Genomic DNA, 13,905 nt, shown 5'->3' with positions numbered 1-13,905 from the left:
TCCTTGCGGTTGCCAGGATGCTAGTCCTGGTTTAGATGGTCCTACACCCAAGGGGCATCGAACAAGATGCCAGCGGCCCGGAAACAGGGGTATGCCCGGTCGCGCTATCCGTCAAGGCACAACGGCGGTGCACTCAATTTCGACCTTGGCGCGGTCTTCAATCAAGGCCACCACCTGGACGGCGCTCATGGCAATGGTGTAGTTGCCAATCAACTCCTTGAAGATCTGGCCGATTTCGCGGCCGGCGGCCAGGTACTCGCGCTTGTCGGTCACGTACCAAGTCATGCGCACGATGTGCTGGGGCCCGGCGCCGGCGGCGGCCAGCACGGCCAGCACGTTCTGCAGGGCCTGGTGGGCCTGGGCGGCAAAGTCGTCAGAATGGAACTGCTCCTGGGCGTCCCAGCCGATCATGCCGGCCACGAACACCTGGCGGCCCTGCGCCAGCACGCCATTGGCATAGCCGCGCGGGCGCTTCCAACCCTCCGGCAGTAGGGCTTGATGAGGGGATTCAGCCATGGGCGGCCTCCGCGTTGAAGCGCTGCAGCGCCGCCAGCACATCGGCGGGCAGCTCCATGGCGCGATGGGTGTCGAGATCGGTGCTGACGAGGGTCTGGCGTGCCGCCACGCGCAGCTCGCCGGCGGCGCCACGCAGCTCCAGCGTCAGCGTGAACGAGCGCCGGCCGATGCGCTCCAGGCCCAGACTCAAGCGCACGGCATCGCCCTGGCGGCTGACGGCACGGAACTCGGTGTTCAGTGCCACCGTGGGCAGGCCGACGCGGCGCGGGCCGAGCAGTTCGGCGTAGTCGATCTGCAAGGCCTCGTCGAACCAGTCCTCCACCAGGCCCTGGAACAGCACGAAGACCTGGGGAAAGAAGACGATGCCGGCCGGGTCGCAATGGCTGAAGCGAATGCGCTCCGGCTTTTCGAAGCGGTTCATCCGAGCTCCTTCAGGCGAAAGCGCTGCAGCTTGCCGGTCTGGGTGCGCGGCAGCGCCTCCACGAACACCACCGCCCGAGGGTACTTGTAGGGCGCTACCGTGGCCTTCACATGCTCCTGCAGGGCCTTGACCAGTTCCGGCCCGGCGGCAAAGCCCGGGCGCAACACCACGCAGGCCTTGACGATCTGGCCACGCTCCTCGTCCGGCACACCGGTGGCGCCGCATTCGGCCACCGCCGGGTGCGTCATCAAGGCCTCTTCCACCTCGGGTGCGGCGATGTTGTAGCCGGCCGAGATGATCATGTCGTCGGTGCGGGCGTGGTAGTGGAAGTAGCCGTCGGCGTCCATCGCATAGGCATCGCCGGTGTAGTTCCAGCCGTCCTTCACGTACACGGCTTGGCGCGCATCGTTCAGGTAGCGGCAACCGGTCGGGCCCTTGACGCGCAGCTTGCCCACCTCGCCCGGCGGCAGCACGCGTCCGTCCTCGTCCACCACCTCGGCGCGGTAGCCAGGGATGGCCTTGCCGGTGGCGCCGGGGCGGGCCGCCTTCTCATCGGCCGAGATGAAGATGTGCAACAGCTCGGTGGCGCCGATGCCGTCGATCAGCTCGATGCCGGTGGCCTGCTTCCAGAGCGCGCGGGTGGCGGCGGGCAGGGCCTCGCCGGCGCTCACGCATTTGCGCAGCCGGGTGGCGCTGATGGCCTCGCCCTGCTGGGCCAGCACGCGGTAGTTCGTGGGCGCGGTGAAGAGCACCGTGCCGCCGTACTGCTGCAGGCCTTCGAGCAGTTGCGGCGGCGCGGCCTTTTCCAGCAAGGCTGTGCTGGCGCCGATGCTCATCGGGAACAGCACCAGGCCGCCCAGGCCGAAGGTGAAGCCCAGCGGCGGACTGCCCATGAAGACATCGTCGGCCTGGGCCTTCAGCACATGGGGCGGCCAGCAGGCGCAGATGGCCATCACGTCGCGGTGGAAATGCATGGTGGCCTTGGGGATGCCGGTGGTGCCGGAGGTGAAGGCCAGGATGCAGGTGTCATCCGCGGCGGTGGCCACGTTGCAGAAGGGCGCGTCGTGCCGGGCCATCAGCGCCTCCAGCCCACCCTCGCCTTCCTGGCGGTAGCAGCGGATCTGGCGCAGCTGCAGGCTGGCGGCAGCGGCTTCGAGCAGGTCGGCGGCCAGCGTGCCATCGCAGAGCGCATGCGAGACCTGGGCGATCTCGATCATGGTCTTGAGTTCCTTGGCGCGCAGCAGCGGCATGGTGGCCACAGCAATGCCGCCGGCCTTCATCACGCCGAACCAGCAGGCCACGGCCATGGGGTGGTTGGGCCCGCGCAGCAGCACACGGTTGCCGGGCACCAGGCCCATGTCCTGCACCAGCACATGGGCGATGCGGTCGGCCTGCTCGCGCAGCTGCCGGTAGGTCCAGCGGATGCCGCTGCCCTGCAGACACAGGCGCTCGCCCCAGCCGCGCTCGTCCACGGCCTTGTCCAGCAGCTCGCTGGCGCAGTTCAGTTGCTCCGGGAACTGCAGATCGGGCAGCTCGAACAGGAACTCGGGCCACTGCTCGCGCGGCGGCAGGTGCTCGGCGGCGAAGCGGTCAACGTGTGCGGTGGACATGCTCAGTTCCCCTTCAGGAGTTCCCGGCCAATGATGAGTTGCTGCACTTCGGAAGCACCTTCGTAGATGCGCAGCGAACGGATCTCGCGGTACAGGCGCTCGACCATCTGGCCGCTGACGACGCCCAGGCCGCCATGCAGCTGCAGCGCGGCATCGATGACGGCTTGAGCGCCCTCGGTGGCGGCCAGCTTGGCCATCGCGGCCTCCTTGGTGACGGGGCGGCCCTGGTCGCGCTGCCAGGCGGCGCGGTAGGTCAGCAGCGCCGCGCTGTCGAGCGTCAGGGCCATCTGCGCGAGCTTGGCCTGTGTCAGCTGAAAGTCGGCCAGCAGGCCGCCGAACATGGCGCGGCTCTGGGCGCGCTGCAGGCCTTCATGCAGCGCGCGGCGGCCAAAGCCCTGGGCTGCGGCGGCCACCGAGCAGCGGAACACGTCCAGCGTGCGCATGGCCAGCTTGAAGCCTTGGCCCGACGCGCCCAAGCGTTGGCTGGCGGGAATGCGGCAGTTTGTGAAGCGCAGTCGGGCCAGCGGGTGCGGGGCGATGACCTCGATGAGCTCGGCGATCTGCAGGCCCGGGGTGTCGGCATCGACGATGAAGGCCGTGATGCCGCGTGCGCCCGGGGCTTCGCCGGTGCGGGCGAACACGACGTAAAAGTCCGCGATGCCGCCGTTGCTGATCCAGGTCTTTTCGCCGTCCAGCACGTAGTGATCACCGTCCAGCCGGGCGCCGCACTGCATGGCGGCCACATCCGAGCCGGCCTGCGGTTCGGAGAGCGCGAAGGCGGCGATCGCCTCGCCCGCCGCCACGCGCGGCAGGTAGCGCGCCTGCTGCTCAGGCGTGCCGTCCAGGCTGATCGCGCCCGAGCCCAGTCCCTGCATCGCGAAGGCGAAATCGGCCAGGCCGTTGTGGAAGGCCAGGGTTTCGCGGATCAGGCAGATGGCGCGGGTGTCAATCCCGCGGCCTTTCTGGGCGACGGCGTGGTGGAGCCAGCCGGCTTGGCCGAGTTGGTGGACGAGGTGTTTGCACTCAGCGTCCACATCATTGCCATGTCCGGTGTGGAGTTGCTTGCTTGCCCATTCGCTGAGCTGCTCGGCCAATTCCCGGTGGTGACTCTCGAAAAACGGCCAGTCTGTTTGCTTCATGCCTTTTGCCCCCGCACGTAAGAGCCCGCCGGGATTTCGCCCCGGCAGGCGACTCCCTTTCTTGCTCGTGCAAGAAAGGAAGCAAAGAACACGGCCCCGATGCGCAGCCCCTTGGCTCCGCCAAAGGGTTCCCGCCGCCAGCGCCAGAGGCGCTGTCCTTCGGCAGGCACAAACAGCCCGCATGGGCTGTTTGTGTCCGGCCTCAGGTGCTCGCTTGCCTGGGCCGGCCCGAAACTCGCTGCGCTCACTACTTTCGCTCCGCTCAGACAGTCGGGCCGAGTTTGAAGGGAACGCGCGCTTGCGCGCGCTGCCCAGCCAAGCTGTGCTGCTCGGCTGTGCATAGGGGCAGCAGCCAAACAGCCAACAGCCGGAAATCGGCGCGCTAGGTGAAGTCCGGGCTGTTCGGAATTCGGCTGTTGGCTGTTGGAGTTCCCCCTATGCCAAGCCGAGGAGCACAGAAGAGCGGGCCCGCGCGCGCAGCGCGCTTCGTGAACTGACTTGGCGCAACTGTTTGAGCGGAGTGAGCGCAGCGAACGCAGCGAGTTTTGCGCCTGGGCCCGCTCTTCGCGCACCGCAGGGCACCCCAGCCGCAGGCTGGGGCGCAGGCATCGGGGTCGCCTTTCTTTGCCTTCTTTCTTTGGCGAAGCAAAGAAGGAAGGTCGGCTGCCGAGCCGACGACCCGGCGGGCTCTCACGAGAGCACACCAAAGCCACCTCAATCGCCCTTGAACACCGGCCGCTCCTTGCGCACAAAGGCTTCATACGCCCGCTTGAAGTCCTGCGTCAGCATGCAGATCGCCTGCGCCTGCGCCTCGGCCTCGATGGCCTGCTCCACTGTCATCGACCACTCCTGGTGCAGCATGGTCTTGGTGATGCCATTGGCAAAGGTCGGCCCGGCCACCAATTGCGCGGCCAAAGAATGCGCCTCCGCCAACACAGCCTCCGGCGCGCACAGGCGGTTGAAGAAGCCCCAGCGCTCGCCCTCCTCGCCGCCCAGCGAACGGCCGGTGTAGAGCAGCTCCGAAGCCCGCCCCTGCCCGACGATGCGCGGCAGCAGGGCGCAGGCGCCCATGTCGCAGCCGGCCAGGCCCACGCGGTTGAAGAGGAAGGCGGTCTTGCTGCGGGCGGTGCCCAGGCGCAGGTCCGAGGCCATGGCCAGGATGGCGCCGGCGCCGGCGCACACGCCGTCGATGGCCGCCACGATGGGCTGCGGGCATTGGCGCATCGCCAGCACCAGATCGCCCGTCATGCGCGTGAACATCAAGAGCTCGGGCGCGGGCAGCTCGATCAGCGGGCCGATGATTTCGTGCACGTCGCCGCCGGAGCAGAAGTTCTCGCCCGCGCCGGCCAACACCACGGCCTGCACGTCGGTGGCGTATTTCAGGCTGCGGAACAGATCGCGCAGCTCCGCGTAGCTGTCGAAGGTCAGCGGGTTCTTGCGCTCGGGGCGGTTGAGCGTGATGGTGGCCACGCCGCCCTCGCAGTGCCAGCGAAAGTGGCGCGCCTCGTAGGCCGCCAGCTCGCGGCGGTTGCCGGCGGCCAGGGCCGTGTCCAGGGGTTTGCTCATGCCTTGTTCTCCGGTTGGGCCAGGTGCACGCGCAGCTGCCCCAGCAATTCATACAAGCGGTTCGCGCCCTCAAAGCCGCCCAGCAGCTCGATCAGCCAGGCCTCGTGCTCGGCGGCCATGGCCAGAAAGTGGCCGCGGCCCTGCGCGGTGAGCTGGAGGATCCAGCTGCGCCGGTCCTCGGGGTCGGGCAGACGCTGCACGAAGCCCTCGGCTTCGAGCTGATCGGTCAGGCCGGTCACATTGCCGCCGCTGACCATCAGGTAGCTGCCCAGCTGCTTCATGCGCAACCCTTCCGGGTGGCGCTCCAGCTGGGCCAGGTAGTCGAAGCGCGGCAGCGTCGTGGCAAAGCGCTGGCGCAGCCGGCTGCGGATCTCCTGCTCGATCTGCGTGCTGCAACTGAGCAGGCGCAACCACAGGCGCACGGCGCTGTGGTCTTCAAGCACGCTGCGTGCCTCGCGGCCGATGGCCTCCTCGCCCAGCACGGCGGCGAGCTTGGCGGGCTTCAATTCATCACCTCGCCGCCGGACACGGAAATGGCCTGGCCGGTGATCGAGGCCGCCCCGGCGCTGCACAGCCAGGCCACGGTGTCGGCCACCTCCTCGGGCTGGATCAGCCGGCCCTGCGGGTTGTGGCGCGCGAACTCGGCGCGCGCGGCCTCCACGCTGCGGCCGGTCTTGCCCACCACGTTCTCGATCGAGCGCTGCAGCAGCTCGGTGTCGGTGTAGCCGGGGCAGACGGCGTTGACGGTGATGCCCTTGCCGGCCAGCTCCAGCGCGGCCGAGCGCGTCAGGCCCAGCACGCCATGCTTGGCCGCGGCGTAGGCGGCCACATAGGCATAGCCGCGCTGCGCCGCCGTGCTGGCCACATTGACCACCCGGCCCCAGCCGGCCGCCTTCATGCCCGGCAGCGCGGCGCGCAGGCAGTAGAAGCTGCCGCTCAGGTTCACGGCCAGCATCTGCTGCCAGAGCTCGTCGCTGGTGCGCTCGAGCGGGCTGCTGAGCGCCTGGCCGGCGTTGTTGACGAGGATCTGCACCGGGTCCATCGATTGAAAGGCGGCCTCGACGGCGCGCGGGTCGCTGACGTCGCAGACCAGCGCATGGGCCTGCAGCTCGTTGGCGAGCTGTTGAAGGAGTTCGAGCTGACGGCCCAGCAGCGTGAGCCGCGCGCCCTCCCCGGCCAGCCGACGGGCGATGGCCGCGCCAATGCCCTTGCCCGCGCCCGTTACGACGGCATGCCGTCCTTGCAAATTGGTGCTCATGGCTTGCCCCCACCGGCGGCGGCGCGCGCAAAGCCGGCTTCGAGCTGCGGCTTGGCACTGCGATAGGGCTTGGGCCAGGCCAGGTCCTTGAAGCCGATGCGCGCGGCCTCGGTCAGCGTCCAGGCCGGGTTGGCCAGATGCGGACGAGCCACGGCGCAGAGGTCGGCACGGCCGGCCGCAATGATGGTGTTGACGTGGTCGGCCTCGCTGATCGCCCCCACTGCGATGGTGGGGATGCCGGCCTCCTGGCGGATGCGGTCGGCAAACGGCGTCTGGAACATGCGCCCGTAGGTGGGCTTCTGCTTCTTGCTGACCTGGCCGGAGGAGCAGTCGATCAGGTCCGCGCCCGCGGCCTTGAAGGCCTTGGCGATCTGCACCGCATCGGCCGGCGTGATGCCACCCTCGACCCAGTCGTGCGCCGAGATGCGTACCGAGATCGGCAGCTGCTCGGGCCAAACGGCGCGGAGGGCGGCGAACACCTCCAGCGGGTAGCGCAGGCGGTTTGCAAGCGTGCCGCCGTAGTCGTCTGTGCGCCAGTTCGTCAGCGGCGAGATGAAGCTGGACAGCAGGTAGCCATGCGCGCAGTGCAGCTCCAGCCAGTCGAAGCCGGCGGCGGCGGCGCGGCGCGTGGCGGCCACGAAGTCGGCCGTGACGCGGTCCATGTCGGCGCGCGTCATCGCCTGGGCGAAGGCGCTCACGCCCTCCAGGTACTGCTGCCCGGAAGCGGCCAGCAGCGGCCAGTTCGGCTCGGGGCCGTCGGCCGGCAGCGGCAGGTCCTCGCCATCCCAGGGCCGGCGTGTCGAGCCCTTGGGCCCGGCGTGGCCCAGCTGCATGCCGATCTTGGCGTCGCTCTGCGTGTGCACCCAGGCGACGATGCGCGCCCAGGCTTCGCCCTGCGCATCCGTCCACAGGCCCGGGCAGCCCGGGGTGATACGCGCGTCGGGGCTCACGCAGGTCATCTCGGCCATCACCAGGGCCGCGCCGCCCAGGGCGCGGGCGCCCAGGTGGACGAGGTGGTAGTCGCCCACCAGGCCGTCCTCGGCCATGTACTGCGCCATGGGCGAGACGATCACCCGGTTCTTCAAGCTGACACCCCGCACCGTGTACGGCGTGAACATCGGTGGCACGGGCTTGTCCGCCTGCAGCGGCGTGCGCGCCGCCAACCAGCGCTCGTAACCCTCCAGCCAGGCCTTGTCGCGCAGGCGCAGGTTTTCGTGGCTGATGCGCTGGCTGCGCGTCAGCATCGAGTACATGAACTGCTCGGGCTCCAGCTGGTCGCAATAGCGCTCGCCGCAGACCTCGAACCATTCCATCGCGTTCCAGGCGGCGTTCTGGATCTTCAGCGTTTCGACGCGTCGCAGCTCTTGGTAGCGCGCCAGCACGGCCGGGATCTGCTCGGCCCCATGGCCAGCCTGCTCGAACTGGTTCGCCAGCTCGATCGCGTCCTCGATCGCCAGCTTGGTGCCGGAACCGATGGCGAAGTGCGCGGTGTGCACCGCGTCGCCCATCAGCACCACATGCGCGCCCTGCTCATTGCGCAGCCACCACTGGCCGCAGACCACGCGCTGAAAGTTCAGCCAGGCCGAGCCGCGCAGGTGGCGGGCATTGCTGAGCAGCTCGGCGCCTTCCAGCGTCTCGGCGAACAGACCGGCGCAGAAGCGGATCGATTCCTCGGGCCCGGCGCGGTCCAGCCCATGCGCCAGCCAGACGGACTCCGGGCACTCGACAATGAAGGTGCTGGTCTCGTCGTCGAACTGGTAGACATGCGCCTGGAACCAGCCATGCGGCGTGCGGCGGAAGTCGAAGGTGAAGGCCTCGAAGCGCTTCTTCACGCCCAGCCAGATGTAGCGGTTCGGCCGGGTGATCAGCTCGGGCTGGAAGGTGGCGGCATAGCGGTTGCGGATGCGCGAGTTGATGCCGTCGCTGGCGATGATGAGGTCGGCGTCGGCGAACTCCAGGTCGGATTCGACCTCGCTGTCGAAGCAGAGCTCGACGCCCAGCTCCTCGCAGCGCGCCTGCAGGATGTTGAGCAGCTTCTTGCGCCCGATGCCCACGAAGCCATGGCCGCCCGAGCGGATGCGCCGGCCCTTGAAGCGCAGCTCGATGTCGTCCCAATGCGCGAACGAGGCCTCGATGGCGGCGGCGGTGCCCGCATCGCAGCGCTGCATGTTCTCCATCGTCGCGTCGGAAAACACCACGCCCCAGCCGAAGGTGTCGTAAGGGCGGTTGCGCTCCACCACGCGCACGCTGTGCTCGGGGTGGCGGGCCTTCATCAGCAGACCGAAGTACAGGCCGGCCGGGCCGCCACCGATGCAGACGATGTTCATGAGATCCAGCTCCCGCAGCGCTGCGCAAGGCGGACCCAGGTGGCCCGCGATGCGAAGTACTTTAGAACTGAATCATTTATTTCACAAGCATATCAACCCGGCTGCTTGGAAGTGGTCGCCGGGCCAATCATTCGCCCCAGCCACGGCACCAGCGCCACCAGCACCACCCCCACCACCAGGCTGCCCGCACCGAGCTGCGTGAACAAGGTGGCGTAAGCCGGGTTGCTGGTGAGCGGCGAGCCGTCGGCCGGCTGGGCCACCAGGCCGGAGAAATCGGCCGCGAACAGCGAGGCCAGGCCGGTCACCATCATCCAGCTGCCCATCATCACGCCCTGGTACTTCTGCGGCGCCAGGCGGCCGATCATGGCGTAGCCGATCGGCGAGATCAGCAGCTCGCCCACCGCCTGCAGCACATAGCTGAGCGCCAGCCAGGCGAAGGCCACGCGGCCGTCGGCACCCGCCAACTGGATGCCCAGCGGCAGCACCAGGAAGCCCAGGCCCATCAGCAGCAGGGCGGCGGCGAACTGCTGGGGGATGTCCACCGGCCAGCCGCGTGCGCGCCAGCGCTGGAACAGCAGCGCCAGCCAGGGGCCGCCGATGACGATGACGATGGTGTTGATGTTCTGCACCCATTGCGGGGCGATGGCCAGGCCCGCCACCTCCATGTGCACATTGCCCACGGCGAAGAGCTGCAGGCCGCTGGGCGCCATCTGGTAGAGCGACCAGAACACCAGCGAGCCCAGGGTCAGCACCAGGTACACCACCATGCGGCGGCGCTCGGCCGGCTCGGGGTGGCGCAGCGTCAGCACCACCAGGATCACGGCGATCAGTGCGCTGACGCCCTTGAGCAGCCAAGAGGTCTCGCCGGGGTGGCGCAGCAGCCAGGCCAGCACCGGCACCAGGCCGACGAGGATGGCCATGCCGGCCGCAAAGCGCAGGCGGAACTGGGCCGGCGTGGCCTGCAGCAGCGGGGTGTCGCGGTCGGCCAGTACGCGCCAGTACACCAGGGTCAGCGCGATGGCGGCGATATTGCCCACGGTGGCGAAGCTGAACAGGCTGCCGTAGGCCTGGCTGAGCTGGTAATGCCCGGCCACCGCGAAACCGATGAAGAAGCCGACGTTCATGCCGGCGTAGTTCCACAGGAAGGCGCCCTCGCGCCGCGTGTCTTCGGGCGCGAAGCGCTGCGTGAGCATCATGTTCAGGCAGGTGACGTTGAGGCCGCTGCCGGTCAGGAACAGGGCCAGGCCCCAGATCAGCGGGGTCTCGCCGCCCAGCGCGATGGCCGCACAGCCGGCGGCCTGCAGCACCATGCCGCCCAGAAAGAGGTTGCGGTTGCTCAGGAAGCGCCCGCCCAGGTAGCCGCCGAACAGGTGCAGGCCGTAGTTGAAGGCGCCGAACACGCCCATGATGAGCGCGGCCTTTTCGTTGCTGTAGCCCAGGGCCTGGCTGGCATAGAGCACCAGGCTGGAATAGAGCACGGCATAGCCGAGCGTGGACACCACTTGGATGAAGAAGAGCACGCCCGCCCCTTCGGGGATGCGGGCCAGGGTCTGGCGCAGGGAGGTCATGCGGGCATTGTCGGCAGCGTGGCAGGCGCTCCAGGCCCTCGCATCCCCCAGGGGCGGCTCAGGCGGCCGCCAGTGCCGCCTTCAGGCCCGGCACCAGCAGGGCCAGCAAGACCTGCACGCGCTGTGGCAAGAGCTCCCGCTGCGTGGTGCACACATGCACCGCCGGCCCTTCGGCAAGCTGGCTGGCCAACAGAGCGCGCAGGCGGCCGGCGGCCAAGTGCTCGGACACCAGGTAGCGCGGCAGCATCGCCAGGCCCAGGCCCGCCAGGCACAGGTCCACCGCCGGCTCCAGCGCACTCAGCTCCGCCACCGGCGCATGGGGACGGAAGTACTCGCGCCCGCTCGGGGTGATGAAGCGCCAGGGGCGGGCCTCGCTGACGCCCGGCGGGCGCAGCACCAAGTGCGGCCAGGCCGCCAGCTCGGCCACCCGGCGCGGCGGGCGGCGCCCCTCGAACAGGCTCGGCGCGCCCACCAGCGCCAGCGCCACGCGCCCGACCGGCCGCGCCACCAGGGTGCTGTCGGGCAAATCGCCCAGGCGCACGGCCACGTCCACGCGCTGGCCCACCAGGTCCTCCACACGGTCCGACCACAGCAGCTCCAGCTTCACGCCGGGCTGCGCGTGCAGGAAGCGCTGCAGCAGCGGCAGCACCAGGTGCTGGCCGAGCGCATGGCTGCAGGCCAGGCGCACCGGCCCGCGCAGCGCATGGTGGGCCTCGGGCAAGGCGGTCAGCGCCGCCTGCAGGGTGTGCAGCGCCGGCTGCACCGCCTCCACCAGGTGCAGCGCCGCCTCGCTCAGCACCACCTGGCGGGTGCTGCGTTCGGCCAGGCGCACGCCCAGGCGGCGTTCGGACTGCGCCACCAGGCGGCTCACGGCGGCGCGGGTCAGGCCCAGCTCACGCGCCGCCGCCGCAAAGCTGCCGTGCTGCGCCACGCGGCTCAAGACCCAGAGGGTGCGCAGGTCCTGCTCGTTCATTGTCAATTTTTGGTGACAGTTTGAATCTGGATTGTGTCTTCACGAACGCCGAGCCCATTTCCAGAATCCGCCCCATCGCCACCCTGAACCCCTCGGAGATTTCCATGACCCCCTATGCCATCCTCGGAACCGGTGATGTCGCCAAGAGCCTGGCGCGCGGGCTGCGCGGCCTCGGGCATCCCGTGATGCTGGCCGGCCGCGACGCCGCCAAAACCGCCGCCACACTGGCCGACTTCGCCGGCGAGACGGGCAGCCAGACCGGCAGCTACGCGCAGGCCGCCGCCTTCGGCCAGACCGTGGTGCTGGCCGTCAAGGGCCACGCGGCCGCCGCGGTGCTGGACGCCGCGGGCAGCGCCTTGAACGGCAAGCTGCTGATCGACGCCACCAACCCGATCGAGGACGCCACCCCAGAGCACGGCGTGCTGCGCTTCTTCACCGGCCCCAACGACTCGCTGGGCGAGCGGCTGCAGCAGGCCTTTCCCAGCCTGCGCATCGTGAAGGCCTTCAACACCGTGGGCGCCGCACATTTCGTGCAGCCGCGCTTTGCCGGCGGGCCGGGCTCCATGTTCATCGCCGGCAATGACGCCGAGGCCAAGGCCGAGGTGGCCGCGCTGGTCCGCGCCTTCGGCTGGGAGCCCTATGACTGCGGCCGCATCGAAGGCGCACGAGCCACCGAACCGCTGTGCCAACTGTGGTGCCTGCCCGGCCTGTTGCGCGGCGACTGGGCGCACGCCTTCAAGGTCATCGCGCCGTGATGGACGCCGGGCTCTACGGGCTGTTCCTGCTCAGCAGCGCGGCGCTGATCCTGGTGCCGGGGCCCGCCCAGGCCCTGGTGCTGGCGCGCACGCTGGAAGGCGGCACCCGCGCCGGCATCTGGACCGCCGTGGGCCTGAACCTTGGCACCCTGGTGCATGCCACGCTGGCGGGCCTCGGGCTTTCGGCGCTGCTGGCCCGCTCGGAGCTGGCGTTTGCATTGCTCAAGGGGGCCGGAGCCGCCTACCTGCTTTGGATGGGGCTCGCGCTCTGGCGCAGCCGCCCCGCCCACAGCACGGCGGCAGGGCCGGCCGCGCCCCAAGCCACGGCGCTTCGGCTGCTGCTGCAGGGCTTGCTCAACGGCTTGCTCAACCCCAAGGTGGCGCTGTTCTTCCTGGCCTTTCTGCCGCCCTTTCTGGATGCCTTGCGGGGCCCGCTCTGGCTGCAATGCCTGCTGCTGGGCGGCACTCTGGCGCTGCTGGACACCTTGTACGAATCCGCGCTGGCCGCGCTGGTCGGGCGGGCCCGCCCGCCTTGGCAGCGGCTGCAGCGCGGTGGCAACCGGGTCGCCGGTCTGGTGCTCATCGGGCTGGGGCTGCGCCTGGCCGTGCAGCAGCGCTAGGCGCGCTCCGCACCGACTTTCGGCACTGCGCGGCCCGCGCCGGAATCGGCATGCTGCTCCGCTTTCACGCCTTGAAGCCTGGCCATGCTGCGCATCCTCGCCCTTGCCCTGACCCTTGCCGCCCTGACTCCGGTCCAGGCCGCCACGGCGTACGAGGAGCTGGCCGCCGCCATCCGCGCCGGCGATAGCGAGCGGGTGCGCACCCTGCTGGCGGCGGGCACCTCGGCCGAAGCCACCGATCGCCCCGATCAGGCCGCACCGCTGCTGATCGCGGTGTCGCGCGGCCACCAGGCGATTGCAGAGCGCCTGCTGGCGCGCGGCGCACCGCCCAACCCGCGGCTGGCCTCCTACTACAACGCCACGGCGCTGATGATCGCGGTCAACAACCGCTACCGCCCCCTGGCCGAGATGCTGCTGCGCCACGGTGCCGAGGTGAATGCCGTCGATTCCTTCGGCGACCCGGCGCTGAACTGGGCCACCTTCTATGGCGACCTGCCGCTGGTGGACCTGCTGCTGGCGCATGGCGCCCGCACCGACCTGGTGGGCCATGGCGACGCGGTGCAGGTGGCCATGCGGCGCGGCCACCAACCCGTGCTGAAGCGCCTGCTGGCGCAGCGCGGCACGCTGCACACACCCGATGCCGCCACCCAGGCCCTGCTGAGCGCGCTGGACGCCGACGACCCTGCCGCCCTGCGTGCCGCCCTGGCCGCCGGGGCGCGGGCGAACGGCAGCGACGAGACCGGCCGCCCACTGCTGGCCCGCGCCGCACGCGAGGGCCGGCTGCAGGCCGTGGTGGCCCTGCTGGAGGCCGGCGCCGCGGTGGACGCGCCCGACCCCATCGGCTTCACGCCGCTGATGGAAGCCTGCCGCGAGGGCCATCTGGCCGTGGCGCAAGCCCTGCGGGCAAAAGGCGCCCGGGTGGACCGCGCCGCCCTGCCCTCCGGCCTGGCCATGACCCCGTTGCACCTGGCGGTGGCGGGCGAGCGGCCAGCTTTGATCCGCTGGCTGGCGGCGCAGGGCGCGCCCCTGGACGCCCGCGACAGTGAAGGCGCCCCGCCCTTGGCCTGGGCACAGGGGGATGAGCGCAAGGCGCTGGCCGAGCTGCTGCTGGAGCTGGGCGCCCAGCCACTGCCGCCCAAGACCTGAGCGGGT

Annotated in this window: 13 protein-coding genes; 3 read left to right on the top strand and 10 right to left on the bottom strand. The window is 69.9% G+C overall.

From position 1 onward, the window contains the following. Positions 1–111 precede the first annotated feature (111 nt). From I7X39_RS19865 to I7X39_RS19820, 10 genes are all read right to left on the bottom strand, one after another. The gene (locus tag I7X39_RS19865; RefSeq protein ID WP_198112924.1) at positions 112–516 is read right to left on the bottom strand and encodes a RidA family protein; all 405 of its coding nucleotides are present in this window, start codon (positions 514–516) and stop codon (positions 112–114) included. Further along, positions 509–937, bottom strand: a complete 429-nt coding sequence (locus I7X39_RS19860; protein WP_198112923.1) for an acyl-CoA thioesterase — start codon at positions 935–937, stop codon at positions 509–511. The genes I7X39_RS19865 and I7X39_RS19860 overlap by 8 nt, the downstream gene beginning before the upstream one ends. Beyond that, on the bottom strand, positions 934–2,547 hold the full coding sequence (locus I7X39_RS19855) for an AMP-binding protein (RefSeq protein ID WP_198112922.1): 1,614 nt from the start codon (positions 2,545–2,547) through the stop codon (positions 934–936). Before I7X39_RS19855 ends, I7X39_RS19860 begins: the two co-directional genes overlap by 4 nt. A gap of 2 nt (positions 2,548–2,549) precedes the next feature. Further along, positions 2,550–3,686 carry an acyl-CoA dehydrogenase family protein gene (locus I7X39_RS19850; RefSeq protein ID WP_198112921.1) on the bottom strand — a complete coding sequence of 379 codons (1,137 nt, stop codon included), beginning with the start codon at positions 3,684–3,686 and terminating at the stop codon, positions 2,550–2,552. A 714-nt stretch (positions 3,687–4,400) separates the two neighbouring features. Continuing rightward, on the bottom strand, positions 4,401–5,252 hold the full coding sequence (locus I7X39_RS19845) for an enoyl-CoA hydratase family protein (RefSeq protein ID WP_198112920.1): 852 nt from the start codon (positions 5,250–5,252) through the stop codon (positions 4,401–4,403). Beyond that, the gene (locus I7X39_RS19840; protein ID WP_198112919.1) at positions 5,249–5,758 is read right to left on the bottom strand and encodes a MarR family winged helix-turn-helix transcriptional regulator; all 510 of its coding nucleotides are present in this window, start codon (positions 5,756–5,758) and stop codon (positions 5,249–5,251) included. Before I7X39_RS19840 ends, I7X39_RS19845 begins: the two co-directional genes overlap by 4 nt. Further along, the gene (locus I7X39_RS19835; protein ID WP_198112918.1) at positions 5,755–6,510 is read right to left on the bottom strand and encodes an SDR family NAD(P)-dependent oxidoreductase; all 756 of its coding nucleotides are present in this window, start codon (positions 6,508–6,510) and stop codon (positions 5,755–5,757) included. Before I7X39_RS19835 ends, I7X39_RS19840 begins: the two co-directional genes overlap by 4 nt. Then, a complete protein-coding gene (locus I7X39_RS19830; RefSeq protein ID WP_198112917.1) occupies positions 6,507–8,837 on the bottom strand; it encodes a bifunctional salicylyl-CoA 5-hydroxylase/oxidoreductase in 2,331 nt (776 codons plus the stop codon). The genes I7X39_RS19835 and I7X39_RS19830 overlap by 4 nt, the downstream gene beginning before the upstream one ends. A gap of 92 nt (positions 8,838–8,929) precedes the next feature. Beyond that, the gene (locus I7X39_RS19825) at positions 8,930–10,405 is read right to left on the bottom strand and encodes a peptide MFS transporter (protein WP_198112916.1); all 1,476 of its coding nucleotides are present in this window, start codon (positions 10,403–10,405) and stop codon (positions 8,930–8,932) included. Between the two features lie 58 nt (positions 10,406–10,463). After that, positions 10,464–11,378 (bottom strand): LysR family transcriptional regulator, encoded by a 915-nt coding sequence (locus I7X39_RS19820; RefSeq protein WP_198112915.1) that lies wholly within the window; start codon positions 11,376–11,378, stop codon positions 10,464–10,466. A gap of 104 nt (positions 11,379–11,482) precedes the next feature. Between I7X39_RS19820 and I7X39_RS19815 the strand changes: the two genes are divergently transcribed. From I7X39_RS19815 to I7X39_RS19805, 3 genes are all read left to right on the top strand, one after another. Next, positions 11,483–12,133 (top strand): NADPH-dependent F420 reductase, encoded by a 651-nt coding sequence (locus I7X39_RS19815; protein ID WP_198112914.1) that lies wholly within the window; start codon positions 11,483–11,485, stop codon positions 12,131–12,133. Then, positions 12,133–12,753, top strand: a complete 621-nt coding sequence (locus I7X39_RS19810) for a LysE family translocator (protein ID WP_198112913.1) — start codon at positions 12,133–12,135, stop codon at positions 12,751–12,753. Before I7X39_RS19815 ends, I7X39_RS19810 begins: the two co-directional genes overlap by 1 nt. An 84-nt stretch (positions 12,754–12,837) precedes the next feature. After that, positions 12,838–13,899, top strand: coding sequence for an ankyrin repeat domain-containing protein (locus tag I7X39_RS19805; RefSeq protein WP_198112912.1), 1,062 nt, complete (start codon positions 12,838–12,840; stop codon positions 13,897–13,899). Positions 13,900–13,905: the final 6 nt, after the last annotated feature.

The sequence above is a fragment of the Inhella proteolytica genome, from assembly GCF_016093275.1.
In the GTDB taxonomy this organism is placed as follows: domain Bacteria; phylum Pseudomonadota; class Gammaproteobacteria; order Burkholderiales; family Burkholderiaceae_C; genus Inhella; species Inhella proteolytica.
The sequence above is the reverse complement of the archived record's forward strand: the minus strand, read 5'-3'. Positions and strand labels throughout refer to the sequence as shown.